This is a genomic window from Flagellimonas beolgyonensis (assembly GCF_003992615.1).
Taxonomy (GTDB): Bacteria; Bacteroidota; Bacteroidia; order Flavobacteriales; family Flavobacteriaceae; genus Flagellimonas; species Flagellimonas beolgyonensis.
In genome coordinates, this window is record NZ_RZMY01000003.1 from 538362 (window position 1) to 564581 (window position 26220).

Genomic DNA, 26220 nt, shown 5'->3' on the forward strand with positions numbered 1-26220 from the left:
CTCTAGCCAATCTGCCCTCCACAAATAAGGAACTCAATATACTTCCTACTCTTCTTTTTCTTGATTTCCCTTTCCCTTATCATAGCTTCACCCCTTGTTGAAAAACGCTCGGTGTACTTTACTTCCCAATCTGTAGCGGTTTTCGTGTACTTAGACCGTCCGCCTTTGTGCCGGCCTATCCTATCTTCCAAATCTTGGCAATGCCCCACATAGTATCAGTGAACCGATTCACTATAAATGATGTACACAAAATACTCCATAAAAAAAGCACCTCGATCGAGGTGCTATTGATTTTTGTGGAGAATACCGGATTCGAACCGGTGGCCTCTTGCCTGCCAGGCAAGCGCTCTAGCCAACTGAGCTAATCCCCCAAAGTGCGTGCAAAGGAAATACTTTTTCTGAAAGTATCAAAATTTAAACCCCTTGCTTAGTCTTTTTTAACGCTCAATACCAATACGGGTACGGGCACGTAGAACTCCGATTTTAAAATGGTGTTCTTCTCCCAGAGTTTTTTAAAGAACCCACGCTTTCTGCGGAATACACACAACATATCAGGATGTTCCTCTTGGTAATGTTCAATCACCCCCAAATACGTAGTGGCATTTTCGGTGATGGTTAGTTTCTTGCTCAAGTCCAACAAGGCCGTATTAACCTTAAGATCGTCCTCGGTATAGCCAGGTCTTTTTACCAACAATAAACTGATCTCTGAACGAAATTTGTTCTTGATCATCGCCAATGGATTCAAAATACTGCTGCGTTTTAAAATCCCCGATCCAAAGGCCGTCATTATCTTTTTCATGGGTTTAAATTCGGTTCCCTTCGGCACAATCAGCGTGGGAATATCCGTTTGTTTGATTATGCGTCCCGAAGTATGCCCCAAATACAACTCTTCCTTAATATCGTTGCTTCGCGGGGCAATAATGATCAAATCGATACCGAGTTCTTTGTTGATTTCATTGAGTCCGTCAATAATGTCCCCGTTATAGGTAGCTATCTTAATGTCCAAGTTCTTGGTGTCCACCTGGTCGATCACTTCCTTGAGATGTTCCTTGCTGGTCTTGGCCACCTTCTCTTCCACATTGGCCAAACTCCCCACGGCTGTGGTCACGGAGAATACATCCATCACATAGATCTTAGCTCCAAAATTGATGGCAAAATCAATGGCATATTGTAAAGTTTTGGAGGAATCCGGTGAAGTTCCGATCGGTACAAGTATGTTGTTCATGGTTTGGCGATTATGATTAACACTTAAATTTACAATTTAATTAAAACGAAGCAATGATACGACGTGCAAAGATATCTGAAATCCCCGATATCTTGACCATTACCCAGGCCTGTGCCCAAAAAATGCAGGATAATGGCATTTTTCAATGAAACGAGCACTACTCCAATGAAAAGGCGTTTGCAATCGATGTGGACCGAGGCGAGCTCTACGTGTTGGAAGAAAACCATCAAATTATTGGGGCCGTCGTGGTTTCTACATGGATGGATGAGGAATACGAACCCATAGATTGGCTCACTCCCAATGGCAATAGTTCGTACATCCATCGTCTTTGCGTACATCCCAACCTTCAAGGCAAGGGCTATGCCCAACAACTCATGGATTTCGCCGAGAGTTATTCACGGGAACAGGGTTTTGTTTCGGTGCGTTTGGACACCTTCTCCCAAAACCTACGCAACCAACGGTTCTACGAACAAAGAGGGTATCAAAAACTGGGCGATATCTTCTTTCCCAAACAAAGCGAGCATCCCTTTCATTGTTATGAATTAGTGCTGTAACTTGCAGCCGTTTTGAGCACACCAGTAAACTTTAAGAGCATCAATAGGCTAGCTATTCCCGCAACCATTTCGGGCATTGCCGAACCTGTGTTGAACATCACGGATACGGCCGTTGTGGGCAATATTCCCGTGGATGGCTTGGAGTCCTTGGCTGCTGCGGGTATTGTGGGTTCGTTCTTATCCATGCTCATTTGGGTGTTGGGCCAGACACGAAGCTCCATTTCGGCAATCATTTCGCAATATTTGGGGGCCGGCCGATTGGAAGAGGTAAAAAACCTGCCCGCCCAAGCCATCTTTTTCAATATTATGTTGAGTGTTGTGGTGCTCTTGTCCACGGTCTTTATCATTGAACCCATTTTTGAACTGTTCAATGCCTCGGGTAAAATCTTGGATTATTGCATCTCCTACTACTCCATTCGGGTTTGGGGGTTTCCGTTAACCCTCTTCACCTTTGCCATTTTTGGCATTTTTAGGGGACTTCAAAACACGTATTACCCGATGATCATAGCCATTATCGGAGCCTTGCTCAACATTGTGCTGGACTTCATTTTGGTGTATGGCGTGGAAGGATGGGTGCCTGCACTTTACCTCGAGGGGGCTGCCTGGGCAAGCCTAATCGCCCAAGCAGTAATGGCATTGATGGCCTTTGTGTTGTTATTGAAAAAAACCGAAATCAGCATGAAACTTACCTTTCCGTTGAACAAAGAGATCAAACGGGTGGTGTTCATGAGCTTGAACCTATTTGTTCGTGCCTTGGCCCTAAACGCAGCCTTGATCTTAGCAGTACGGGAGGCCACGGCCTTGGGCGATGCCTATATCGGTGCTCATACCATCGCCATTAACCTTTGGTTGTTCGCCGCATTTTTTATCGATGGTTTTGCCGCCGCCGGCAACAGCATGGGCGGCAAGCTTTTAGGGGCTGGTGATTATGATGGGCTTTGGAACTTGGCCAAAAAAGTAGTGTCCTATGGTATGGTCGTCAGTGTGGTCTTGATGGTATTTGGTTTTCTTTTTTACCGTCCCATCGGCCATCTCTTTTCCAATGAAACTGTTGTGCTCCAAACCTTTTATGGCATATTTTACATTGTGATTTTAGGATTGCCCATGAATACGCTCGCCTTTGTGTTCGATGGCCTTTTTAAAGGTCTTGGCGAAATGAAATATTTGCGAAACGTGCTTATGTCCGCCACCTTTTTGGGCTTTGTACCCACACTGTGCCTCGGCAAATTTATGGGATGGGGATTCTATGCCATTTGGATTGCCTTTGTGGTTTGGATGATGATACGGGGCTTTTCGTTGGTCTGGAAATTTAGGAGAAAATTCAGGCCCTATGTTCAAAACCCGTAATTTAGCAACGTCAGAAGTCTGAAATCGGACATCAGATATCAGAAATTTGATAATTGCGTATTGTTCATTGTAAACTGTTTATTGCAACATGTCCACAGAAAGACCCAACGGTAGTTTATACACAAAAATCGAAAATGGCATTGCCACCATCGAATTTGGCCACCCGGCCAGCAATTCCTTTGTGTCTGAACTGTTGTCCAGACTGGCCCATGAGTTAAAGAAGCTTTCTTCGGATGATGGGGTTTCGGTGATCGTGCTGCGTTCGGAGGGTGACCGTGCGTTTTGTGCCGGGGCATCGTTCGATGAGTTGGTGGCCATCTCCAATTTGGAGGAAGGCAAAGCATTCTTCAGTGGTTTTGCCCATGTGATCAATGCCATGCGCAGCTGTCCCAAACCCATTATAGGTAGGGTGCAAGGCAAAACCGTTGGCGGAGGGGTCGGATTGGCCGCTGCCTGCGATTATGTGCACGCCACCGTGGATGCCGCCATCAAACTATCGGAAATTTCCATCGGAATCGGACCCTTTGTAATCGCACCTGCCGTGGAACGCAAAATGGGAAAAGCTGCTCTTGCCGAGCTGACCCTCTATCCCACGGAATGGAAAAATGCCTATTGGGCCAAAGAAAAGGGCCTGTTTGCCAAAGTCTACGATTCCATTGCAGAAATGGACAAGGAACTGGACATTCACCTTCAAAAATTGGCCGGTTACAATCCAGAGGCCCTGTCCCAAATGAAGAAAGTGTTGTGGGAAGGAACCGAACATTGGGACAAATTATTGTTGGAACGCGCCGAAGCATCCGGCAAATTGGCATTGTCCCCGAATACCAAAAAAGCGTTGGAAAAATTTAAAAAATAAAAGAATTATGACCGATTTATTGTTCCCCTTATTGGCCCTTTTTGTTGTCGTGGTCTATGTGGTCAATAGAGTACGAAGCAACCGACGATATAAACGATAGATGAAGAACATCGATCTGCCGAAAGGCAAAAAAGTCTATTTCGCCAGCGATAATCATTTGGGAGCGCCCACCCGAAAGGAGAGCCTTCCGCGTGAAAAAAAGTTCGTCGCTTGGTTGGATTCCATCAAACACGATGCACATGCCATTTTCTTGATGGGCGATCTTTTTGATTTTTGGTTCGAATACAGGACCGTTGTTCCCAAAGGCTTCACGCGTACCTTGGGCAAATTGGCCGAGTTATCGGATATGGGCATTCAGATTACCTATTTTGTGGGCAACCACGACCTTTGGATGAATGGGTATTTTGAAGAAGAGCTAAACATACCCGTTTACCACAAACCGCAACAGTTTACCATTAACGACGCCTCTTTTTTTATCGGCCATGGTGATGGTTTGGGACCCCACGACAAGGGATTTAAACGCATGAAAAAAGTGTTTACCAACCCTGTGGCCCAATGGTTCTTCAAATGGTTACATCCGGATTTGGGCGTGCGTTTGGGTCAACATCTTTCCGTAAACAACAAGATCATTTCTGGGGAAGCTGATGCCAAATTCTTAGGCGAGGATAAGGAATGGCTGATTTTATATGCCAAGCGAAAATTGGAACAGCACCATTACGACCATTTTATATTTGGTCACCGACACTTACCATTGGAAATCAAATTGAACGAGAAATCGACCTACACCAACCTTGGGGATTGGATTTCCTATTTTACCTATGCTGTTTTTGATGGGGAGCAACTGACCTTGCAAAAACTGGAAGGTTAGTCCTTTTCATGTTCGTCAATATCATTTTGCAAATCCAGTCTTCTGAACGAGGGTGAAATCACTGCGGTTGCACCAACCGTCAACAAGGTCATGGTACCGCCAAAGACCACAGCAGTCACCGTTCCCATTAATTTGGCTGCCAATCCACTTTCAAAAGCGCCCAACTCGTTGGACGATCCCACAAAAATGGAATTGACAGATGCTACCCTTCCCCGCATATGATCGGGTGTTTTTATTTGTAGAATGGTCTGCCGAATGATCATGGAAACGCCGTCCACCGCACCACTGATGAACAAGGCCAGGACCGACAACCAGAAAAGTTCCGAAAGGCCAAATACGATAATGCAGATTCCGAAGGCAAAAACCGCCCATAATAATTTTTTGCCCGCATTTCTATGCAAGGGGAACCTTGTGGACCCCAACATGGTGATTGAGGCACCAACGGCAGGTGCTGCTCTTAAAATTCCGAATCCTTCGGAACCCACATGCAAAATATCTTGGGCATACACGGGCAACAGGGCAACAGCTCCTCCAAAAAGTACAGCGATCATATCCAACGTCAAAGCACCAAAAATGGCCTTACTGTTAAAAACAAACTTGAGACCGTCCTTTAAACTTTGGAAGACGGGTTCGCCAATTTTCGGGTTTAATATGGGTTTTTGGGGAATGCGGAATAGAAAAATTAGGGCTATCAACGAAAAACCAAAGATTACACACATACTCCAATGCACCCCTATCCAGCCGATGGAAAACCCCGCCAAGGCAGGTCCCAAAACCGAGGCCATTTGCCATGTGGAACTGCTCCATGTGGCTGCATTGGGATAGATTTTTTTGGGTACGATCAAGGCTATCAACGAAAAAATCGTAGGTCCCAAAAATGATCGTACAAACCCGCCCAAAAACACCAAGGCATAAATGGAGTACAGAATGGTCTTGGGCGCCCATGTATCTTCCAGCCCCGGCCAACTCAAGGCAAACAAGCCCAAACTGATCACTGAAAACCCGCTAATACACAACACCAACAAGTTTCGCTTTTCCCGTTGGTCCACAATATGTCCGGCAAAAAGGGCCATGCCCACAGCAGGAATTACTTCCATCAATCCGATAATACCTAGGGATAAAGGGTCTTTGGTCAACGAATACACCTGCCATTCAATCACAATGAACTGCATGGACCAGGCAAATACCATGGCAAAGCGAACAATTAAAAATATGTTGAATTCCTTATAACGAAGCGCAGCGTAGGGGTCCATAGGTTGCTAGCGAATATCTCTCAGTTTTAGTTGAAGGCTCACTGTGCCGTTCCATTCATTTTCATCCAACGAAAATACGGCATCAAATGGCTTTCCGTTTTTAACACGATCTATTTTATTTCCCAAATTGAACCCGATGGCTCCAATGGGTGCCGAACCGAATTGGTACAAAGCGCATTTCAAATGTTTTTCATCTTCACCAACGCCTCGGGCATAACCTGAATCCATAACACCCTCCGCCATAAAAACAGGGGTCATATTACCTGGGCCAAAGGGAGCAAACTGTTTCAAGATGCGCATCAATTTTGGGGTAATTTGGTCAAGATTGATCTTGGCATCAATGGTAATTTCGGGTTGCAACAATTTGGGATCGATGGTTTCTGCCACCACCTTTTCAAACTGTGTCTTGAATTGTTCGTATTGTTCTTCCATCAAGGTCAACCCGGCGGCATACATGTGTCCGCCAAACTGCTCCAGCCAATCGGAACACCCTTCAAGGGCATTGTAAATATCAAAACCCTTCACCGACCGTGCAGAGGCCGCCAGTTTATCTCCGCTTTTGGTAAAAACCAGGGTCGGACGGTAATAGGTCTCTGTTAGTCGGGATGCTACAATGCCAATTACACCCTTATGCCAATTTTCTTTGTACACCACGGAAGTAAATCGGTCCTCTTCACTATTCTCCTGAATCTGCAACAAGGCTTCTTCGGTAATTTCTTGATCCAACGTTTTACGTTCCGCGTTGAACACCTCAATCTCTTGTGCAAATCGTTGGGCCGTAAGAAAATCGGCCGCTGTTAATAATTCAACGGCATGCTGCCCATGTTTCATTCGGCCTGCGGCATTGATGCGTGGGGCAATGATAAAGACCACATCCGTTATGGTCAATTCTTTCTTTTTGATTTGATCGATAATGGCCTTAAAACCAATCCTGGGATTGGAATTGATGACCTGCAAACCATGATGTGCCAACACCCTGTTCTCTCCGGTAATCGGCACAATATCTGCAGCAATGGCCGTGGCCACCAAATCCAGAAACGGCACCAAATCGTGTATGGTCTTGCCCAAGCGTACACCCAAAGCCTGAATCAACTTGAAGCCCACGCCACAACCACAAAGCTCTTTGTACGGGTATGGGCATGCCTCTTGTTTGGGGTCCAAAATGGCAACGGCATCGGGCAAAGTATCGCCAGGGCGGTGGTGATCACATACAATAACATCGATGCCTTTTTGTTTGGCATAGGCAATTTGGTCCAAGGCCTTAACCCCGCAATCCAAGGCAATGATCAGGGAAATATCGTTGTCCGCTGCAAAATCAATACCTTGAAATGAAATGCCGTAACCTTCCAAATAACGGTCGGGGATATAAGTGGCTACATTGGGGTAAAATTCCAATAAAAAGGACGATACCAACGCTACCGAAGTGGTGCCATCCACATCATAATCCCCATAAATCAAAATATTTTCCTCCTCCTGCATGGCATGCTCTATCCGAACCACGGCCTTGTCCATGTCCTTCATTAAATAGGGATCGTGCAAATGGGAAAGTTCGGGCCGAAAAAAGGCCTTTGCTTCGTCATAATTGGTGATTCCCCTTTGGATAAGGAGTTGGGCAATTATATTCTCGACCTTCAATTCTTTAGCGAGATCGTCGATAGTTTCTTGTGTAGGGATGGGTTTTACGGTCCAACGCATAATTCAGTTCAAATAGGTTCTTATTGGGTAACATTTGGGGTCTGGATTGCTGCTGCTTCAAATCGTTTGATCACCGAATAGGTGATGCAAATATGGGCAAGGTAATAGGTCGGTGTGATCAAAAAATCAAAGGTATGATAACCTACAAATTCCTTAAAGGCGATGATGGTATCAGAAAATAGGATAAGTCCAATTCCGACGACATAACTCCATTTTTCCGTCTGGTCCACCGCCATGCCCATGGAAGCGCCCAACGAAAAACAAGAGATAAGCAAATAGATCAACGATGCCGCCATTAAGGCCGTATCGGTAATTTTTGGGTACAGCACCAGAAAGAAAAAGGCAAGAAACCCGATCAGTACTATTGCGGTTGCTTTCCAATGCATCTTTCCATTCAGCAAAGCGTACACCAGATATCCGACATGGGCCAAGAAAAATAGGGCGATTCCCTTTACGAACAAGGAAACATCGCCGTTCATGCGAGACAAAAACCAATCGCCAATAATGGAACACACAAATGCGCCCACCAGCATCCAAAGGTTTTTGTTGTTTCCCTTTCTGCCGAACAGGAATCCCAAAATAATAATAATTCCCATTCCGGCCGTGCCAGATTTAAAAACAAAATTGGAGGTTGTCACCCCCAAAATGGCAAGAACAACGGCTATTGCCAATAACCCATAAGCCCAATTTTTAGATAGCCACATACTATTTAATTTAATGACATTCAACAATAAAAGGAACCAGGGGTTGTTGTCCTTAAGAGCACTTCCTATTTGTGGTGGTACACGATCTTGATGTCCAATTTGGCAAATTTCCGGAACATTTCCATGACCCCACAATAGCGTTCGACAGATAGATCGACCGCTTTTTTCAATTTCTCCTCTTTTAGGTTGGAACCGTAAAAATGATACTCGATTACCACCGAATCGTAAAATTTTGGATGCTCCTCGGTCAAGTTCGCAATGGTATCGATTTTGAAATCGTCCACTTCCAGCTTCATTTTTTGGATCAAGGAAGCGACATCCAATCCGGAACATCCAGCCAGTGAGGACAACATCAATGCCTTGGGTCGTAGACCGGAACCATCGCCGCCACTTTCGGGTCCTGCATCAATTTTTAAGGTATGTCCCGAGGGATTATTGCTTTCAAATGCCATTCCACCCAACCAGGTGGTTGTTATATGATTTGTCATGAAGTCAATTTTTCGTTTCTTGTTGTTCAAAAATACAATTTAAAATCGCATCCATGGCCTTAGTTCAACCCTTAGACCCCAATCATGATCCCGAAACCAAACAATTGGCAGCATTCTTTAACGAGACCCTGGGATTTTGTCCCAATTCGGTTTTGACCATGCAGCACAGACCTGCTATTTCCAAGGCCTTTATCAACCTCAACAAAGCGGTAATGGCCAACGAGGGCCGAGTAACTTCGGCATTAAAACGCATGATTGCCTGGGTAAGCAGCAATGCCACAGGATGCCGGTATTGCCAAGCCCATGCCATACGTGCCGCAGAACGGTATGGCGCCGAACAGGAACAATTGGACCATATTTGGGAGTACCGCACCCACCCCGCTTTTTCGGAAGCAGAGCGTGCCGCTTTGGATTTTTCACTGGCGGCTTCCCAAGTACCCAATGCGGTTTCCAAGGAAATCAAGGACCGACTGTACCAACATTGGAACGAAGGGGAGATTGTGGAAATGTTGGGAGTGATATCCCTTTTTGGCTACCTCAACCGTTGGAACGACTCCATGGGCACTTCCATTGAAGACGGTGCCGTGGAAAGTGCCGAACAGTATTTGGGCAAACACGGTTGGGAAAAAGGAAAGCATGATGGTAGTATTTATTGAAAAATCAATTTATTTATGAAAAATCAATCGTTGATTCTCTTGTTTACTGGCTTACTCGCTTCTTGTATACAATTCAAAACCCCGCAATCGGAGGAATCAGTTGAAAATGATTCCGAAATTATCGCAAGCGATGACTACTATATCAGTTATGACCCAAATGAAAACAAAGTCTACCATTTCAGCGATGATTCAAAGATGACCGGCCATTATGTTGTGGAAAAAGATACTGTGAAATCAGAAGAGTTTTATGTGGAAAATGGATTGTTGTATAATACTTTCACAACATATTATCCTGATGGTTCCATGGCAAATACAATTCAATACAACAATGGAATCAAGAACGGAGAAGATATCTTTTATTTTAAATCGGGTAAGGTCAAACGAAAAAGTGAATACCTAAACGGAGAGCTAATAGGTAAATCAACAGAATTTAGGGAAGATGGCAGTGTATATATGGAATGGGAAATTGAAAACGGGAAATCACGTTCCAAATTTTTTGAAAATGGAAAACTCGTTCATGAAGAGTATGATATTGATTATAATGGACAAGAACTTGGGGTTTCTCGAGTATATGATACAACTGGTAAGGTGAAACTTTCCCTTGGTTTCATTATGGTTGACAACACCATGAAGGAAGATTTACTTTATATTTTGGATGAGCACGATATGGTGGTGGATTCCGTCGACCCAAATAAAGATAGAATGAAAGCGATGCAATTAATAATGTCTATGGATAAAGGGATGTGATGGCTTTTACAAAGTGAAGATTTTTTCTACCTTAAAATTGTCCTAATACCTGTTTCCTTAAAGTAGGTATTATTTCTTTTTCAAACCAAGGATTCTTGCTCAACCAAAACCGGTTTCGAGGTGATGGATGGGGCAATACAAAGTATTGGGGCAGATAGGCTTTGTAGTTCCTAACGGTTTCCGTGAGGTTTTTTTCCATTTGATCACCGAGGTAATGTTTCTGTGCATATTGGCCGATCAGCAGGGTTAATTTTAAATTGGGCATGCCCTCCAATACTTTTTGGTGCCATTGTGGGGCACATTCGGGCCGAGGGGGCAAGTCGCCCGATTTTCCCTTTCCGGGATAACAAAATCCCATGGGCATTTGGGCAATTTTGGTTTCATCGTAAAACTCTGCATCGGTAACACCCATCCAATTGCGGAGTTGTTTCCCACTGGGATCGTCCCATGGTACCCCGGTTTCATGAACTTTGGTTCCCGGGGCATGTCCGATGATCAGAATCCGTGCTTTGGGGTTGGCGGCCACAATGGGCCGTGGACCCAACGGAAGGTGTTCTTGGCAAAGTGTACAATTTCGAATCTGTTGGAGTAACTCGTTCATTTTATTGTGATTCCTGTGGTATAAAATTATAAAAACGCCCCAACCTTTCAGTCGGGACGCTTTCACACCCTATCACCAAAATGATTAATTATAGGTGCCTTTCAACTTGCTCCAGTTTTCGTTGGCCTTTCCCACCAACTTCGCGTGGTTGTTCTCTGCCAACCATAATTGTTGGGCATCCAATTCAATGTTGTACAGGTACAGAAAATATTTGCCATCCTTTACGATAAACTTATTCGGGTCCGGTCTAAACTTTGCGCCCGCATACACTCCAAAAGCACAGTAACCGCCATACTGGGGCAAATACTTGCTTGGGTTTTTATCGAATTTCTTCTTTTGATCGGCGTCGGTGAAATAATAAACCACCTTTTCATGTTCCGACTTAAATTGCTTCAATCCTTTTTGTGCAATACCTAGATCCAAGTAGGAAACCGGGCTATAGCCTTCCAAGGCGATGTTACTGTTATCGATGTTGTACGCTTTTTTGTCTTGGGCAACGGCCAAATTGATGCTAAGGGCCATTACCGCTAAAATTGAAATGTTTTTAATTGCTTTCATTGTTTGTAAAATTTTTAATTGTTTTTGTTTTTAATTGTCACTGGCACTCAGGGCCACCACCAAGAACACTACGGTTGCGTTGAACCAGTAGTAAATGGCATCGATTCCTTCGAACCCGAAGGCAAAGGGAGCGATCATAAAGGTCACCGCTACCAAAAGATCGATGGCCAAATGCCCTTCAAAGGGAATCACCTTAAAAATGCTCAGTTTGTAATCGGTAAGCAGGCTTGCGGCAAATACGGCCAACCCAGTAGCCACCGAAAACCAGACCGCCATGGACGAGGATTCGCCCAAACCCAGTAAAAAGGGAGCGACCAATAGCCCCAAACCAGCTGTGTAATCGGCCACGCCATGCAGCGTGGGCGTTATAAACCTTAAGTTCATGGGCGAAGATTAAGCATTAAAGTATTCCTCGTGGACCACTTTGCCCTCGTCGTTCCAGATTCGGCGAATGATTTCGTGCCAATACACCCTGCTGTTGTCCTTCATCAAAAAATCGAAGGTAAACTCGGAGGCCGACACGTTTCCGTCCACAATTGTACGGTGCAATTGTATGCCATTCACCTGTGCAATGGCACCTGCAAATCCGGTCATTTTTTCCACCATTTGTTCCTTTCCGGTCGTGGTCACCTGGTTGTAGTCCGAAGTATTCGCGTCCTCGGCAAAATACTTCTCGACAGCTTCAACGATCGCACCTTGTGCAACAATGCTGTCCATGTCCGTAGCTAGATTTTTAATATCCATTTGCTATGTTTTACTGATTAAACAATTTGTGTTGTAATTACAGGGCAAATGTCTTGTAGGATGGGCGGGGAAGACCTACAAAAAAGGAGTAATCCCTTGTACTTTTTTGTTTTTGTACTGGGACGGGGTCTCTCCGGTGCTATGCTTGAAGAACGCTGAGAAATGATTGGGCTCCTCGAAACCCAATTGAAGGGAGATTTCTTTAATGGACATTTCTTGCTGAAGCATTTTTTTTGAAGTGCCGATCAATTCGTTTCGAATCAGGCTTCCCAAGGTATCGTGCATTTTGTCCTTGGTCTTTTTGGCGAGGGCCTTTACGGAAAGGTTCATTTTATCCGCATAAAACTCCATTTGGTGTTCATTTTTATGGTGCAGACGGATAAGCTCCATCAAATTTTCCACAAAGCGGTCTTGTCGCTCGTAATCAAAATTGTCCCTGAATTCAATCGGTGTATAGCCTGTTCTTTTTTTGAAGACCCGATTAAAATAGGCCGGATCTTTAAAACCAACATCAAAGCAGACTTCCTGAACGCTACAATCGGTAAAAACCACTTTTTTCTTGCTTTCCACCAATCGCTTCTCCTCCAACATGGAACGCACGGTTACCCCAAGTTTTTCCTTTATGAGGCGGGAAGCATCCATTCCGTCCCCACAGGCCAGATCTCTCAGCTCCAAAAGGGCAACCTGTGTCGAAAACAGTTGATCAATGCTTTCCTTTACATCAAAAATGGATCGGTATTCCGATTTACTGGCATTAAAAGGGTTTTGTTGGAACCATTGTACCAAAGAATGGTCGATAATTTCCCTCGAATCGGGTTGGGATGCTTTTCCCGATAAGTATTTTTCCAAAGGCGATCCCTGCAGGGCATCAATGTAACCCAAGGAAATTAGATGCTTGAACAAGACACGTACCTCCCTGTTCTCAAAAATCGTTTTACTGGGAAACTCCATTTTCTGCGCCTTAAAATCATCCGATAAGAACTTGATGTATTGGCCTTTTTCCAGATAGATGACCTTGTCTTCCCAGTCAAAGTAGTTTTTAAAATCGACCTGAATACCGCCCGATCCCGAAAGGATGTGCAGCAATGTGTACTGATTGATGAAATACACTTTATTCAGTTCTGGATTGAACAGTTGGACCATCTTCCCAAGTGTTTTTATACTTGGTCGTATTGAAGTGTCTTAGCTATCAAGATGAACCTACAGGTACATCCCATTCTAAAGAATGAGTTGCAATAGATAAATGGTGAGCATTCCCCAAAACGTACCGGTGGCCATGCTTAAAATCGCCAGAATGATGGCATGTGGCATCCAATTGGGACGGTAGGCCGCCGTAACCGCTGGGGCCGTGGCGATGCCTCCCACATTGGCCATGCTGGCAATGGGAACCCACGCCATGTTTACGTTCAACAGTTTGGCCACCAACACCATAAACACAAAGTGGCCCACAAGCCAGATTAACAAAAATCCAAAAAAGGACATATCAAAACCGAACAAGGCAAATTGCAGTTTCAAGCCTAGGATCGACATCACCAAAAGTATCAGAATACTCCCGATTTTAAGCGTAAAGCGAAAATTCCATTTGGGCACAACATTGCCCAAAAGCAATCCGATTAGGGAAAGTACAACCACTTTTGCAACAAAAACGTCGAGAATAAGATGGCTCGCCAAAACCACCAACAGCAAAATGCCCATACACCACCATGAAGAAAGCAGAACTTCTTTTTGATCAACAATACGCTCGGGGATTTCTTGGTCAGAAATGCGCAGCGCCCTGTTCAATCCATCACTCTTTTTGATGGTCTGGAACATAATGATGGTCCAGACATTCACCAAAATATTGTCCATCACCAATACGGAAAGAAAAATATTCTCAGGGCATTCCACCAGTTCCTTGAGCACTAACTGACTGGTACTTCCCCCGATCCAACTACCCACAATTGGAGGCACGCCCTTCCAAAACCCTTTCGCCGCCAAGGTAGTGGATACAAGTTCGGAGTCGGTAAAACCCCAAATGAACACCACTGGAAACAGCGCAATGAACAAAGAGCCCGCCACAAACACCACGATGGGTTTGTAGCCTATAGACTTCAACTGACCCAGGGACAAACTGGCCATTACGGCAACAATGGTTAACGGAATAAAAAAGTCCCGGCTCAGGTTGTGGATGTTGGCCTGCGAAAAATCGAAACCGAACACATGGCAAATGATGGCCGGAATTACGTAGGAAAGGAGTATGGCAGGCACCCAATCGAACAGTGATTTGATCCATTTGTGTTCCCAACGGTCCAAAAAATACACACAGACCACCGTAAATACTGTTATGCTCCATGGCAACCACTCCATGCTACTGCTGTAAAATGCCCAGATGAATGATGCGTCCGCCCGAAATATTCACGGGATTCGTGCTTTTTCCGATAACGATACCGGCCTCTGGTGCCACATACTCCTCGATGATTTCACCAAACGCATTTCGCATGGTTCCAATGGGCTGACCTTTGATCAGTTTTTCATTCAAATCCACATAAAGCTCCAAATACCCCCCTTTTTGGGTAAACATCCAATACGATTTGGAACACATATTTCTGGCTGGAGGAATAGTTGCTTCGCCCGGTTGAAGACCCAGCCATTTCATCAAATTTTGAAGGCCCTTAGTTCCTCTTTCAATCATTTCTTCTTGATAGACCTGTGGATTGCCATACTCCAAGGTAATACTCTGTACACCCTTGGAAATGGCATAGGCCCGCAAAGTAAGGCCACTGGCTTCGCCAAAACTGGCCGTTCCCTTGTTGGAAACGATGATGTCCGGTTCCAAAAGCCGCAGCATGGTCGACAAGGTGTCGTTTTGCATATCACCTCGTCCGTACAGGGTATTTACCCGTCCGAAACTTGCGGTGTGCAGGTCCACATGATAATTAAAAAGGGGAATGATTTTTTGTGCAATTTGATAGACCATTTGTTGGGAACGGTTGCCTTTCTCCTTTCCCGGGAATAAGCGGTTCAAATCCTGTAGGTCGATAAATTCGCGTTGGTTGTTGGCTATCGCCAAAGGGTTTAACCCTGGAATGGCTATGATGGTGCCCTTCATCGTCGCCGTATCCAAAGAGGACATGATTCGTTGGATGATGGCTATCCCATTTAATTCGTTGCCGTGAATGGCGGCGGTAAGTCCCAATACCTCTCCCTCTTGACTTCCAATGGCCAAAATAACCGGTATTTTGATCGGTTCCCCAACCGTGTCTTCGCCCAGTTTCAACCATAGGTTGTGAATTTGGCCTTTTTCATACTGAGAAAGGTCCAATTGCTCCACAACTGGGTAGTTGTTCTTTTGTCCAAAAAGTATCGCGCATACGAATATGAAACAGGAAAAGAGCTTGGTTTTCATGGTGTTGGTATTTGAAATAAATATAGTCTTTATTTCTTCCCACCCACCACGATCACAAATTCGCCTTTTGGAGGTTTGTGAATGAAATGTTGTAGCACCTCCTCCATAGTGCCACGAACGGTTTCCTCATAGAGTTTGGTAAGTTCCCTGGATACCGAAACGGGTCTGTCCGGCCCAAAATATTCAACAAAATGGGTCAGTGTTTTTACGAGCTTATGGGGCGATTCGTAAAACACCATGGTGCGGGTTTCTTCCGCCAATTGTTGCAATCGGGTCTGGCGTCCCTTTTTCACGGGTAAAAACCCTTCAAAAACAAACCGGTCGTTGGGCAAACCGCTGTTCACCAAAGCGGGTACAATAGCCGTGGCACCGGGCAAGCATTCCACTTCGATACCATTTTCCACGCAGGCGCGGGTCAATAAAAACCCAGGGTCGGAAATGGCGGGGGTACCGGCATCGGAAATCAAAGCGTAAACAGCTCCTCCCTTCAATTTTCCCACCAAATGCTCGACTTGCTTGTGCTCATTGTGCATGTGGTGACTCTGTAAGGGGGTGTCTATTTCAAAATGTTTCAGGAGCTTGCCACTGGTTCGGGTATCTTCGGCCAAAACCACATCTACTTCCTTCAATACCTTAATGGCTCGAAGTGTGATGTCCTCAAGATTTCCTATGGGTGTCGGTACCAGATACAATTTTCCCATGATCCAAAGGTACGGTCTTCCCGAAAAATATGGTTATAAAATAGGAATTAGGCGAATCTGCGCTCAATCAGGGAAAGGAAACGGGCTTCGTATTCCTCCTTGCCTTCCCAGTTGTTGTATTCCGGTTTCACCATGTTGTTGATGAAGGCAATGGAACGCTCCTCGGTATCAATCGTGTTGAGCTGCGATAATACCCGGGTGTAATCCTCCATGCTGTTGTTGAACAAATGCTTCACAAAGGCCAGCCGGTCATTGAGCCCTACTTGAAGGTCTTTATTGAGTTTGTCGTTCAGGGACTGCGTTTTTATGGTGTTCTCCTTGGGAGCAATAATGTCCTTTTCATTTTTCATGTAATCGGGCTTCGCCACAAATTCCGCAAAAACCTGTTCCAAAGCTGCTTCGGAGGGCATTTCGGAAACCATGTGTTTAATGGTGTCCATGCCAGGAGTCATGATATCCTCTTCATGCGGGTTGCTTTCAGGCACGGATAGGTTTCCACTCAACACCGCATTGGCCACTTTTTCAAAACGGGTGGCAATCACATTTTTGGAAACATCCACCTGTACATCGGACAATTTCTCATCTATAAATTTGAGCACGGCCAATTTCTCATAGATTGTCTTTGCCGTATCATACAATTGTGTTAGGTCGGAATCTTCCCGAGCCGTGATGATCTCTGTTGATAGTTTTATCAATTCTTCCCGCAATTTCCTGATCATAGCTGTAGTATTTCTTATAAAAATATAACCTATTTGCCAATCCCCTTATGAATGAAAGGTTAAATTTCAAACCAAATACAGGGGTACATTTTTTTAGTAGCTTTGTGCTTGTCCCAATATTAAACGGGAAAACACACAATTTCTTTCAAAAATAAGGTATGTTTCTCGAAAACACGGTCAATCATAAAGAACAGTTTGGATGGATTGAGGTCATTTGCGGCTCCATGTTTTCCGGAAAAACCGAAGAGCTCATCCGCAGGCTCAAGCGGGCCCAGTTCGCCAAACAGAAAGTGGAAATTTTCAAACCCATCGTGGATACCCGATACCATGAGGAAATGGTTGTGTCACACGATGCCAATGAAATTCGTTCCACCCCGGTGCCGGCCGCGGCCAACATCCGCCTATTGGCCGATGATTGTGATGTGGTGGGCATTGATGAGGCCCAATTCTTTGATGATGAAATTGTAACTGTCTGCAACGATTTGGCCAACCGTGGGGTACGGGTGGTGATTGCCGGGCTCGATATGGACTTCAAAGGAAACCCCTTCGGACCCATGCCTGCCCTAATGGCAACAGCCGAATATGTGACCAAGGTGCATGCGGTCTGCACCCGCACCGGAAATTTGGCCAACTATAGTTTTCGGAAATCACACAACGAAAAATTGGTGCTCCTTGGAGAAACCGAAGAATACGAACCCTTGAGCCGTGCTGCTTTTTACAAGGCGATGTTGCGAGAAAAAATCAGCCAAATGGATGTAAATTCAGAGGAAGTTGTTCCCAAAAAGAAAGGTTCAAATGGTTAAGGTTGGCGAGACCACATTGTTCCTCGACCTTGCCGCCCTGGAACACAACTACCACTATCTGCGGACCAAAATTGAGCCTGAAACCAAATTCATGGCCGTGGTTAAGGCCTTTGCCTATGGCAGCGATATGGTTGCAATTTCCAAAAAACTGGAAAAACTCGGAGTGGATTACTTTGCCGTGGCCTATGTGGGGGAAGGCGTACTGCTCAGGGATGCAGGCATAAAAACACCCATTTTGGTATTGCACCCCTTGGCTTCCAATTTTGATGATTTGATCGACCGTTGTCTGGAACCCAACCTGTACTCCAGAAACTTACTGACACAATTTTTGGAGGTGGCAGCTGCCAAACAGCAACAAGACTATCCCGTCCATATCAAATTCAACACCGGATTGAACCGCTTGGGCTTTGGTGAAAATGATACCAGTTGGATCGCACAACAGGTAACCAATAATGATACTATACGGGTCAAATCCGTTTTTTCCCATTTGGCCGCCTCGGAAGATCCAAACGAGCGCGTTTTTAGTTTGGGACAAATCGAATCCTTTAAAAAAGCAAGTGACGCTTTGATACAAAAGTTGGGCTATGCGCCCATGCGACATATGCTGAACACGTCCGGGATCATCAATTATCCGGAGGCACAATTTGAAATGGTCCGCAGTGGCATCGGTTTGTACGGATATGGGAACGAAGCTGTCGTGGATGCCGAGTTAAAGCCTGTAGCCACTTTAAAGACCATCATTTCGCAAATCCACGAAATAGGTCCCAATGAATCCGTGGGGTACAACAGAGCGTTCAAATCCGGGGCAATGAAACGTACGGCAACACTGCCCATTGGCCACGCCGATGGCATCAACAGACAATATGGCAAGGGAAGGTCCGCTGTTCAAATCCATGGCAAAATGGCTCCGTTGATCGGCAACGTTTGCATGGACATGATCATGGTCGATGTTACCGATATCGATTGTGCAGAAGGGGATGAGGTCATCGTTTTTGGCCCCCAAAATTCAGCTGAAAGCTTTGCTTCGGGAGCTGGTACCATTTCCTATGAAATTTTGACCGCTATATCCCAACGTGTGAAAAGAGTAGTTTTCAATGATTGATTTTAAACTTTTTTTAAGAAATAATACCTTTTTTACTTAATTTGTTTCCTGTTAACCAATACTTGACTATAAAATGGGATTTCTAAAAGAGTTTAAAGACTTTGCAATGAAAGGAAACCTGGTGGACATCGCCGTAGGTTTCGTTATGGGTGCCGCTTTCAATAAAGTGGTTTCCTCTTTTACCGGTGGCATTGTTTCACCATTGATCGGTTTGCTGTTCAAATCCGATTTCAACGACCTAAAATATGTAATTAACGAGGGAACTGTGAATGATGCTGGGGAAACCGTGGGGGAAATAGCCGTAATGTACGGTGAGTTCTTAACCAACGTTATCGACTTCTTGATCGTTGCTTTCGTTATGTTCATGATCGTGAAAGGTGTGAACAAGATGAAGAAAAAAGAAGAATCTGCTCCAGAAGCTCCAAAAGGACCAACCCAAGAAGAGCTGTTGGCAGAAATTCGCGATTTGTTGAAGAAATAAAAATCGTTGGTGTCGATTTAGTTTCGGCACTGCCGCTACACCACAATAATCCATTAAAAACCATCAATGTGTTTCGCTAACATGTTGATGGTTGTTTTATTTATAACATTTTGTTATTTTTTGATTATTGATGGCGAAATTACTTGTTTAAACCGTTGGCTGGGTTACCTTTGCGGCAAGAAATCAAATTAAAATGAAAGTAGCAGTTGTAGGTGCCACCGGAATGGTCGGCGAAGTTATGTTGAAGGTGCTGGAAGAGCGAAACTTCCCCATTACCGAATTGTTGTTGGTTGCCTCGGAGCGCTCTGTGGGCAAAAAACTTACTTATAAAAATGAGGAATATACTGTGATTGGTTTGGCCGATGCGGTTGCTGCCCAACCCGATATTGCCATTTTTTCCGCTGGAGGAGACACTTCTTTGGAATGGGCACCCAAGTTTGCGGAAGTAGGTACCACGGTAATCGACAATTCATCAGCTTGGCGGATGGATCCCACCAAAAAATTGGTGGTGCCCGAAATCAATGCGGATCAACTTACAGTTGAGGACAAAATCATAGCCAACCCGAACTGCTCCACCATTCAATTGGTGATGGCCCTTGATCCCTTGCACAAAAAATACCAAATGAAACGGGTCATCGTATCCACATATCAATCCGTTTCAGGAACTGGGGTAAAGGCGGTACAACAAATGGAAAATGAAGCTGCCGGCATTGATGGGGAAATGGCGTATCCCTATCCCATCAATAGAAATGCCTTGCCACACTGCGACGTGTTCTTGGAAAACGGTTACACCAAAGAAGAGATGAAATTGGCCCGGGAGCCTCAAAAAATATTGGACGACCGTACCTTTTCCGTTACTGCAACTGCTGTTCGCATACCAACAGCTGGTGGGCATTCCGAATCGGTGAACGTGGAATTCCACAACGATTTTGATTTGGCAGAGGTGCGCAAATTATTGAGCGAAACCCCAGGTGTGGTGGTTCAGGACAATCCAGAAACCAACACCTATCCGATGCCCATGTTCGCCAATGGCAAGGACGATGTTTTTGTGGGACGCATCCGTAGGGACGAAACCCAACCCAATACCTTGAACATGTGGATCGTTGCAGACAACCTAAGAAAAGGAGCTGCCACCAATGCGGTTCAAATTGCAGAATATTTGGTGGCGCATAATTTGGTTTCAAACACGCCTGAAGCCATCTCATAATATTATAGTGTTCAAAAAATAAAGGGGCCAAATGGCCCCTTTTTCCTTTTAGTTTGGTTTGTTTTAGTTGACACCAATGGTATCGGCATTACCATCTGGATCTCCGCTAACTGTTCCACCATTGCCAATATTGCCCAGTAGCAAAATACCGCAAGCGTGTGGCGATGCCATGGATGTACCGCTAATGGTGTTATACCCACCTGGCCATGTGGACTTAATGGCCACACCTGGCTCACAATAATCCACTGGTGGGTTTCCGTAGTTCGAGAAGGACGCCCAGTTATCTCCCTGTGACATCGCCGAAATGGTATAAATGTTCGGACCATTTGCAGAGGCAGGAGACGAACCGTTCGCATCAGAACTTTCGTTACCGGCAGCGATGGCAAACTTCACAGTGGAAGACGCCGCAATAACCGCATCGTTTACCGCTTGAGAAAATCCACCACCAAGACTCATGTTGGCCACATCCCCGTTGGAACCATTGGCCGCCACGAAATCAATCCCGGCAATTACCCCGGAATAGGAACCGCTACCTCGACGGTCCAATACTTTTACCGGAATAACAGTGGCGCCTGCGGCGACACCCACAACACCCACGGAATTATCAATAGCAGCAACAGTACCGGCCACGTGGGTTCCGTGTCCGTTGTTGTCAACCAAAATATCAGAATCTGGGCCATTTGTAAAGGCGTTGAAACCTCGACTGGCATCCACATTCAAATCTTCATGGCTGGAATCGATACCCGAGTCGATGATCCAGGCTACGTTATTACCAGTGTAGGTAGTGCCACCATTTACACGGGCAATGCCCCAAGGGGTCTCTTGGCCTGTGGAACCGCCACCGCCACCGCCGCCTGGTCCCTTTCCTGGAGGAGGCGCCAAGGTGAACATCTGATCTTTTTCTATATAGGCCACTCGATTATCATTGGCCAATTTTGCGGCCTGTTCCGCCGTCATGGATGCAGAGACACCCATTAAAGACTTACTATACACATTATTGATGGCTTCACCTTTCATTTGCAAACTGCCCAAAACATCCGTTGCCAATTGTTTTACTGCACTTTTGGCCGAGGTGTAATCATTTGGGAATTTTGCTCCCACATCACCGGTAACCTTTTTGTCGAATACGATAATGTACGATCCTTCAATCTCATAACTGCCTTGATTGAACATCACTGCTTCTTCAATTTCAGGAATTGCAATTTGGTTTTCGATGTTTTCCATTTCTGTTTGGCTATCCTCTGAACAAGAGAACAGAATCAAACCGGTGCTGGCCACAAGGGCCATACTTTTTAAAAGAGGTCTTTTCATAATGATATAATTTTGATTGGTTTGAATGTAATACTTTTCCTCCTAATTATTTGTTATCAAATCAAATATTTCTTAAAAAAATCTTAAAGCAAGTTAAATATGGACATGAAAACTACCTAGTTATTCTACCTTTCCCTATTGTATCATACATTTAAAAAAATTCTCTAAACAACATGAAAAACTACCTTCATCGATTGATTTATATGCTACCAGTAACCATACTGTTTGTAGGATGTAAATCAGAACCAAAAAACGAAACTATCACCGTGAACTACCCAACTACCAAAAAAGTCGATACGGTCGACAACTACTTCGGAACAGATGTACAAGACCCTTATCGTTGGTTGGAAGATGACCGCAGTGCCGAGACCGAAGCATGGGTCAAAGAACAAAATGCGGCCACCTTTGGCTATTTGGACAAGATTCCTTTTCGGGAAGACCTTAAAAATAGGTTGGAAAAACTCTGGAACTACGAAAAAATAGGTTCCCCGTTCAAAGAAGGTGATTACACCTATTACTACAAAAATAATGGGTTGCAGAACCAATATGTGGTGTACCGCAAAAAAGGAGATGGGGACGAAGAAGTGTTCCTGGACCCCAACACTTTCTCTGAAGACGGGACCACTTCGTTAATGGGACTCAGTTTTACAAAGGATGGCTCGAAAGCCGCTTATTTGATTTCTGAAGGCGGAAGCGACTGGCGTAAGGGCATTGTAATCGATGCAGAAACCAAGACAATCGTAGAGGACACTTTGGTGGACATCAAATTCAGTGGCATTTCTTGGAAAGGCAACGAAGGGTTCTTCTATTCCAGCTACGACAAACCGGAAGGTAGTGAGCTCTCTGCCAAAACGGACCAACATAAATTGTACTATCATAAACTGGGTACGCCCCAATCCGAGGACAAGGTCATTTTTGGAGGCACCCCCGAAGAAAAGCACCGATATGTGGGCGGTTATGTTTCCGAAGACCAAAATTACCTCTTCATTTCAGCATCCATTTCCACTTCGGGCAATAAATTGTTTATGATGGACCTCACCCAAGAAAATCCCGAACTCGTGACCATTTTGGACGATACCGATTCGGACACCTATGTGATCGACAACGAAGGTCCCCAATTGTTTTTGGTGACCGATAGGGAGGCCCCCAACAAAAAAGTGGTGGTCGTGGATGCGGCAAACCCCACCCCTGAAAATTGGAAGGACTTGATTCCTGAAACCGAAAATGTGTTGACCGCCGGTACGGGTGGCGGCTATTTCTTCACCGAATACATGGTGGATGCCATCTCCAAAGTAATGCAGTACGACTATGAAGGAAAGTTGATCCGCGAAGTGGAATTACCCGGTGTGGGAAGTGCAGGAGGCTTTGGTGGTAAAAAGGAAGACAAGGAGTTCTACTTCTCCTTCACCAATTATAACACTCCCGGTTCTTTGTACAAGTACAACGTGGAAACGGGTGCTTACGAACAGTATTGGAAGCCCCAAATCGATTTCAATCCGGATGATTATGAATCCAAGCAGGTATTCTACTCCTCTAAGGACGGCACCAAAGTGCCAATGATCATTACCTATAAAAAAGGATTGGAGCTCAATGGAAAAAATCCGACCATTTTGTATGGTTATGGAGGCTTCAACATTAGCCTGACCCCCTCTTTCAGCATTGTAAATGCCGTGTGGATGGAGCAAGGAGGCATCTATGCCGTTCCAAACCTAAGAGGTGGTGGCGAATATGGCAAAAAATGGCACATTGCCGGTACCAAGCTTCAAAAGCAAAATGTTTTTGACGATTTTATCGCAGCCGCGGAATATCTGATTGAAAACAATTACACTTCCAAGGACTACCTCGCCATAAGAGGTGGATCCAACGGTGGATTGTTGGTGGGTGCCACCATGACCCAAAGACCCGATCTAATGAAAGTGGCCCTGCCGGCTGTGGGTGTTATGGACATGTTGCGTTATCACACCTTTACAGCAGGAGCTGGATGGGCCTATGACTACGGAACCGCCGAGGACGACAAAGAAATGTTTGAATATCTGAAAGGATATTCCCCTGTCCATAATGTGAAAGAAGGCGTTGCCTATCCCGCTACTTTGGTGACTACGGGCGATCACGATGATCGTGTAGTACCGGCACACAGTTTTAAGTTTGCTGCGGAACTACAGGAAAAGCAGGCCGGAAACAACCCGACCCTTATCCGAATCGAGACCAATGCCGGTCATGGTGCGGGGACACCGGTGAGCAAGACCATTGAACAGTATGCCGATATTTTTGGGTTTACCTTTTTCAACATGGGCTATGATGAGTTGCCCAACCAAGCGGTCCTAAAAGAATTTAAAGACTAAACAATACCGAAGGGCCGTTAGTTAGCGGCCCTTTTATTTATGCTAAAAGTTCAGGTAACATCCTTTGGGTATAATGACCAAACCATTTTAAAGGACATTAATTTTGAAGTGGCCAAAGGGGAGCATTTGGCCCTGATGGGGGAGAGTGGATCGGGAAAAAGTACGTTGCTCAAAATCATCTACGGTTTGCTCCATGTGGAAGAGGGTTCCATTTTTTGGGGCGAGACAGAAGCAATGGGCCCCAACTTCAATTTGGTGCCCGGTGAGCCCTACATGAAATACTTGGCCCAGGACTTTGATTTGATGCCCTTCATTTCGGTGGAGGAGAACATTGGCCAGTTTTTATCGGTTTTTGAAAGGGACAACCATCCCGAACGGATAGCCGAATTATTGGAACTCATCGAAATGGAAGAGTTTGCCAAGACCAAAGTTCAATTCCTTAGCGGTGGCCAACAACAACGGGTGGCGTTGGCGAGGGTTTTGGCGCAAGAGCCGGAGATTCTGTTGCTGGACGAACCCTTCGGACATATCGATAATTTTAAACGCAATTCGTTACGGAGAAACCTTTTCCTTTATCTCGAGAAAAAGGGCATTACCGTGTTAACCGCCAGCCACGACCCCAACGATGTGCTCCCATTTGCCAAGCGGACCCTGATCATGGAAAAGGGACAGATCATTGCCGACCAAAAAACCAAGAAACTGTATCGGACACCGCCAAACTATTACACCGCATCCTTATTTGGCGAAGTAAACCAAGTGCCCATTAAACTGCTCAAATCCTATGCGGAAATCGACCGCTCCGTGCTGGTCTATCCGCATGAGTTTCAAATATCCAAGACATCTGGCCTGAAAGTGGAGGTCGTACATTCATTTTTTAAAGGAAGCCACTTCCTAAATGAAGGAAAAACCGAGGAGGGGATTACGCTTTTTTTCAATTCGGAGGACAAACAGATAGCGGGCAAAAACGTATTTCTTAATGTATCTTTAAAGACCATCAATAAACGACTTCAGGTTGGACAAGGATCAAATCCATAGGGAATTGCAATTTAAGGCAGTGCGCAGCAGTGGTGCCGGAGGTCAACATGTGAACAAAGTGTCATCCAAAGTGGAGCTCACCTTTAATGTGACCGATTCCGAAGGGTTGTCCGATTCCGAAAAGCAACGGGTATTGTTGAAACTCAAATCACGTTTGACCAACGATGGAGTGCTCCAACTTCAATGTGATGAAGCCCGGAGCCAGCACAAAAACAAGGATATCGTGATCCAACGGTTTTTTGAGGTGCTGAAAAACGCCTTGATGGTCCCCAAAAAACGAAAGCCGACCAAACCCACAAGATCTTCAGTCGAAAAAAGGCTAAAGCTCAAAAAAATGTCAGCTGAACGGAAGGCTACTCGAAAACCTCCAAAATTGGATTGAAAATTATTCAAATGACAAAATAGCGTTGGTTTTGCCATTGAACATAAAATTGTCCCCCATCGATTTTCCAATCAACAGCTGCGCAATGGGCGCTTTGGCGGAAATGCAATACACCATGCCGCTCTCATGCTTAAAAGTCCCGGCTGAAATGGCAATAAAGTAATCGGCCAAACTGGTTTTGACCAAGCTCCCCAAACCAATACTGTTCGACTTTCGTTCAATATCGATTTTCTTGAGAATGTTCCGGGTTTGTTCCAGTTCCTGTACCTGCTGGGCCAACTTTTCCTGCTCCAATTGTACCATGGCCCTTCCCGTTTCGTGTTTGTCTCCGGCGGTACTTTTGGTCTCGGAATCCAGCGATTCCTGCAATCCTTCCAGACTTAATTTTAGTCGTTTGGACCGCACCTCAACATGGTCCCAACAAAATTGCAACAATGCTTTCTTCATTCTTGTGTA

The 26220-nt window shown here is 45.0% G+C and carries 29 protein-coding genes, 1 tRNA gene and 1 pseudogene; 13 read left to right on the plus strand and 18 right to left on the minus strand.

The window, feature by feature from the left end; translation table 11 throughout:
* Positions 1-2 precede the first annotated feature (2 nt).
* The 3 genes from EO131_RS17475 to EO131_RS03325 form a co-directional block, all read right to left on the minus strand.
* Complete coding sequence (locus tag EO131_RS17475) at positions 3-209, minus strand: GIY-YIG nuclease family protein (protein ID WP_127018916.1); 207 nt, start codon at positions 207-209, stop codon at positions 3-5.
* An 88-nt stretch (positions 210-297) separates the two neighbouring features.
* Positions 298-371: transfer RNA gene (locus EO131_RS03320), tRNA-Ala, on the minus strand.
* A gap of 56 nt (positions 372-427) precedes the next feature.
* A complete protein-coding gene (locus EO131_RS03325; RefSeq protein ID WP_127018917.1) occupies positions 428-1225 on the minus strand; it encodes a universal stress protein in 798 nt (265 codons plus the stop codon).
* A 53-nt stretch (positions 1226-1278) separates the two neighbouring features.
* Here EO131_RS03325 and EO131_RS03330 point away from each other — a divergent pair.
* From EO131_RS03330 to EO131_RS03345, 4 genes and pseudogenes are all read left to right on the plus strand, one after another.
* Positions 1279-1779, plus strand: a pseudogene (locus EO131_RS03330) (GNAT family N-acetyltransferase).
* A 12-nt stretch (positions 1780-1791) separates the two neighbouring features.
* A complete protein-coding gene (locus EO131_RS03335) occupies positions 1792-3126 on the plus strand; it encodes an MATE family efflux transporter (protein WP_127018918.1) in 1335 nt (444 codons plus the stop codon).
* Positions 3127-3214: 88 nt separating this feature from the next.
* A complete protein-coding gene (locus EO131_RS03340) occupies positions 3215-3982 on the plus strand; it encodes an enoyl-CoA hydratase/isomerase family protein (RefSeq protein ID WP_127018919.1) in 768 nt (255 codons plus the stop codon).
* A gap of 100 nt (positions 3983-4082) precedes the next feature.
* Positions 4083-4850, plus strand: a complete 768-nt coding sequence (locus EO131_RS03345; protein WP_127018920.1) for a UDP-2,3-diacylglucosamine diphosphatase — start codon at positions 4083-4085, stop codon at positions 4848-4850.
* Here EO131_RS03345 and EO131_RS03350 read toward each other — a convergent pair.
* The 4 genes from EO131_RS03350 to EO131_RS03365 form a co-directional block, all read right to left on the minus strand.
* Positions 4847-6103: an MFS transporter gene (locus EO131_RS03350; RefSeq protein ID WP_127018921.1), complete on the minus strand. Its 1257-nt coding sequence runs from the start codon at positions 6101-6103 to the stop codon at positions 4847-4849. The two genes, EO131_RS03345 and EO131_RS03350, sit on opposite strands and share 4 nt — an antisense overlap.
* 6 nt (positions 6104-6109) lie before the next feature.
* The gene (recJ, locus tag EO131_RS03355) at positions 6110-7798 is read right to left on the minus strand and encodes a single-stranded-DNA-specific exonuclease RecJ (RefSeq protein WP_127018922.1); all 1689 of its coding nucleotides are present in this window, start codon (positions 7796-7798) and stop codon (positions 6110-6112) included.
* 20 nt (positions 7799-7818) lie between these two features.
* Positions 7819-8394, minus strand: a complete 576-nt coding sequence (locus tag EO131_RS03360; RefSeq protein ID WP_164731600.1) for a lysoplasmalogenase — start codon at positions 8392-8394, stop codon at positions 7819-7821.
* Positions 8395-8567: 173 nt separating this feature from the next.
* Positions 8568-8990 carry an OsmC family protein gene (locus EO131_RS03365; RefSeq protein WP_127018924.1) on the minus strand — a complete coding sequence of 141 codons (423 nt, stop codon included), beginning with the start codon at positions 8988-8990 and terminating at the stop codon, positions 8568-8570.
* A gap of 53 nt (positions 8991-9043) precedes the next feature.
* Here EO131_RS03365 and EO131_RS03370 point away from each other — a divergent pair, with 53 nt between their 5' ends.
* Both EO131_RS03370 and EO131_RS03375 read left to right on the plus strand, forming a co-directional pair.
* Entirely contained in the window at positions 9044-9646 is a 603-nt protein-coding gene (locus EO131_RS03370) for a carboxymuconolactone decarboxylase family protein (protein ID WP_127018925.1), read from the plus strand.
* A 15-nt stretch (positions 9647-9661) separates the two neighbouring features.
* Positions 9662-10393 (plus strand): toxin-antitoxin system YwqK family antitoxin, encoded by a 732-nt coding sequence (locus EO131_RS03375; RefSeq protein ID WP_127018926.1) that lies wholly within the window; start codon positions 9662-9664, stop codon positions 10391-10393.
* Positions 10394-10424: 31 nt separating this feature from the next.
* Here EO131_RS03375 and EO131_RS03380 read toward each other — a convergent pair whose 3' ends face one another.
* From EO131_RS03380 to EO131_RS03420, 9 genes are all read right to left on the minus strand, one after another.
* Positions 10425-10994, minus strand: a complete 570-nt coding sequence (locus EO131_RS03380) for a uracil-DNA glycosylase family protein (RefSeq protein WP_127018927.1) — start codon at positions 10992-10994, stop codon at positions 10425-10427.
* Between the two features lie 84 nt (positions 10995-11078).
* The gene (locus EO131_RS03385; protein ID WP_127018928.1) at positions 11079-11552 is read right to left on the minus strand and encodes a YHS domain-containing (seleno)protein; all 474 of its coding nucleotides are present in this window, start codon (positions 11550-11552) and stop codon (positions 11079-11081) included.
* 30 nt (positions 11553-11582) lie between these two features.
* Positions 11583-11936, minus strand: a complete 354-nt coding sequence (locus tag EO131_RS03390; protein ID WP_127018929.1) for an SPW repeat domain-containing protein — start codon at positions 11934-11936, stop codon at positions 11583-11585.
* Positions 11937-11945: 9 nt separating this feature from the next.
* Positions 11946-12296 (minus strand): nuclear transport factor 2-like protein, encoded by a 351-nt coding sequence (locus EO131_RS03395; protein WP_127018930.1) that lies wholly within the window; start codon positions 12294-12296, stop codon positions 11946-11948.
* A gap of 75 nt (positions 12297-12371) precedes the next feature.
* Positions 12372-13439 carry a helix-turn-helix domain-containing protein gene (locus EO131_RS03400; protein WP_127018931.1) on the minus strand — a complete coding sequence of 356 codons (1068 nt, stop codon included), beginning with the start codon at positions 13437-13439 and terminating at the stop codon, positions 12372-12374.
* Positions 13440-13514: 75 nt separating this feature from the next.
* Positions 13515-14642, minus strand: a complete 1128-nt coding sequence (locus EO131_RS03405; RefSeq protein ID WP_127018932.1) for a DUF819 family protein — start codon at positions 14640-14642, stop codon at positions 13515-13517.
* 1 nt (position 14643) lies between these two features.
* Positions 14644-15681 carry a succinylglutamate desuccinylase/aspartoacylase family protein gene (locus EO131_RS03410; RefSeq protein WP_127018933.1) on the minus strand — a complete coding sequence of 346 codons (1038 nt, stop codon included), beginning with the start codon at positions 15679-15681 and terminating at the stop codon, positions 14644-14646.
* A 29-nt stretch (positions 15682-15710) separates the two neighbouring features.
* A complete protein-coding gene (gene rsmI / locus EO131_RS03415; RefSeq protein WP_127018934.1) occupies positions 15711-16382 on the minus strand; it encodes a 16S rRNA (cytidine(1402)-2'-O)-methyltransferase in 672 nt (223 codons plus the stop codon).
* 47 nt (positions 16383-16429) lie between these two features.
* Positions 16430-17101, minus strand: coding sequence for a hypothetical protein (locus EO131_RS03420; protein ID WP_127018935.1), 672 nt, complete (start codon positions 17099-17101; stop codon positions 16430-16432).
* 158 nt (positions 17102-17259) lie between these two features.
* Here EO131_RS03420 and EO131_RS03425 point away from each other — a divergent pair, with 158 nt between their 5' ends.
* The 4 genes from EO131_RS03425 (at position 17260) to EO131_RS03440 (ending at position 20694) form a co-directional block, all read left to right on the plus strand.
* The gene (locus tag EO131_RS03425; protein WP_127018936.1) at positions 17260-17904 is read left to right on the plus strand and encodes a thymidine kinase; all 645 of its coding nucleotides are present in this window, start codon (positions 17260-17262) and stop codon (positions 17902-17904) included.
* Complete coding sequence (alr, locus tag EO131_RS03430) at positions 17897-19006, plus strand: alanine racemase (protein WP_127018937.1); 1110 nt, start codon at positions 17897-17899, stop codon at positions 19004-19006. Before EO131_RS03425 ends, alr begins: the two co-directional genes overlap by 8 nt.
* A gap of 73 nt (positions 19007-19079) precedes the next feature.
* Positions 19080-19487 (plus strand): large-conductance mechanosensitive channel protein MscL, encoded by a 408-nt coding sequence (gene mscL, locus EO131_RS03435; RefSeq protein WP_127018938.1) that lies wholly within the window; start codon positions 19080-19082, stop codon positions 19485-19487.
* 193 nt (positions 19488-19680) lie between these two features.
* Entirely contained in the window at positions 19681-20694 is a 1014-nt protein-coding gene (locus tag EO131_RS03440; RefSeq protein WP_127018939.1) for an aspartate-semialdehyde dehydrogenase, read from the plus strand.
* 63 nt (positions 20695-20757) lie between these two features.
* Here EO131_RS03440 and EO131_RS03445 read toward each other — a convergent pair whose 3' ends face one another.
* Positions 20758-22005 carry a S8 family serine peptidase gene (locus EO131_RS03445; protein ID WP_127018940.1) on the minus strand — a complete coding sequence of 416 codons (1248 nt, stop codon included), beginning with the start codon at positions 22003-22005 and terminating at the stop codon, positions 20758-20760.
* Positions 22006-22178: 173 nt separating this feature from the next.
* Between EO131_RS03445 and EO131_RS03450 the strand changes: the two genes are divergently transcribed.
* Genes EO131_RS03450 through arfB form a run of 3 tightly spaced genes read left to right on the plus strand, consistent with a single transcriptional unit; the run spans position 22179 to position 25764 of the window.
* Positions 22179-24347, plus strand: coding sequence for a prolyl oligopeptidase family serine peptidase (locus EO131_RS03450; RefSeq protein ID WP_127018941.1), 2169 nt, complete (start codon positions 22179-22181; stop codon positions 24345-24347).
* 39 nt (positions 24348-24386) lie between these two features.
* Positions 24387-25382: a sulfate/molybdate ABC transporter ATP-binding protein gene (locus EO131_RS03455; RefSeq protein WP_127018942.1), complete on the plus strand. Its 996-nt coding sequence runs from the start codon at positions 24387-24389 to the stop codon at positions 25380-25382.
* A complete protein-coding gene (gene arfB / locus EO131_RS03460) occupies positions 25360-25764 on the plus strand; it encodes an alternative ribosome rescue aminoacyl-tRNA hydrolase ArfB (RefSeq protein ID WP_127018943.1) in 405 nt (134 codons plus the stop codon). Before EO131_RS03455 ends, arfB begins: the two co-directional genes overlap by 23 nt.
* 3 nt (positions 25765-25767) lie before the next feature.
* Here arfB and EO131_RS03465 read toward each other — a convergent pair whose 3' ends face one another.
* Positions 25768-26211, minus strand: a complete 444-nt coding sequence (locus EO131_RS03465; protein WP_127018944.1) for a 3-oxoacyl-ACP synthase — start codon at positions 26209-26211, stop codon at positions 25768-25770.
* Between the last annotated feature and the right edge of the window lie 9 nt (positions 26212-26220).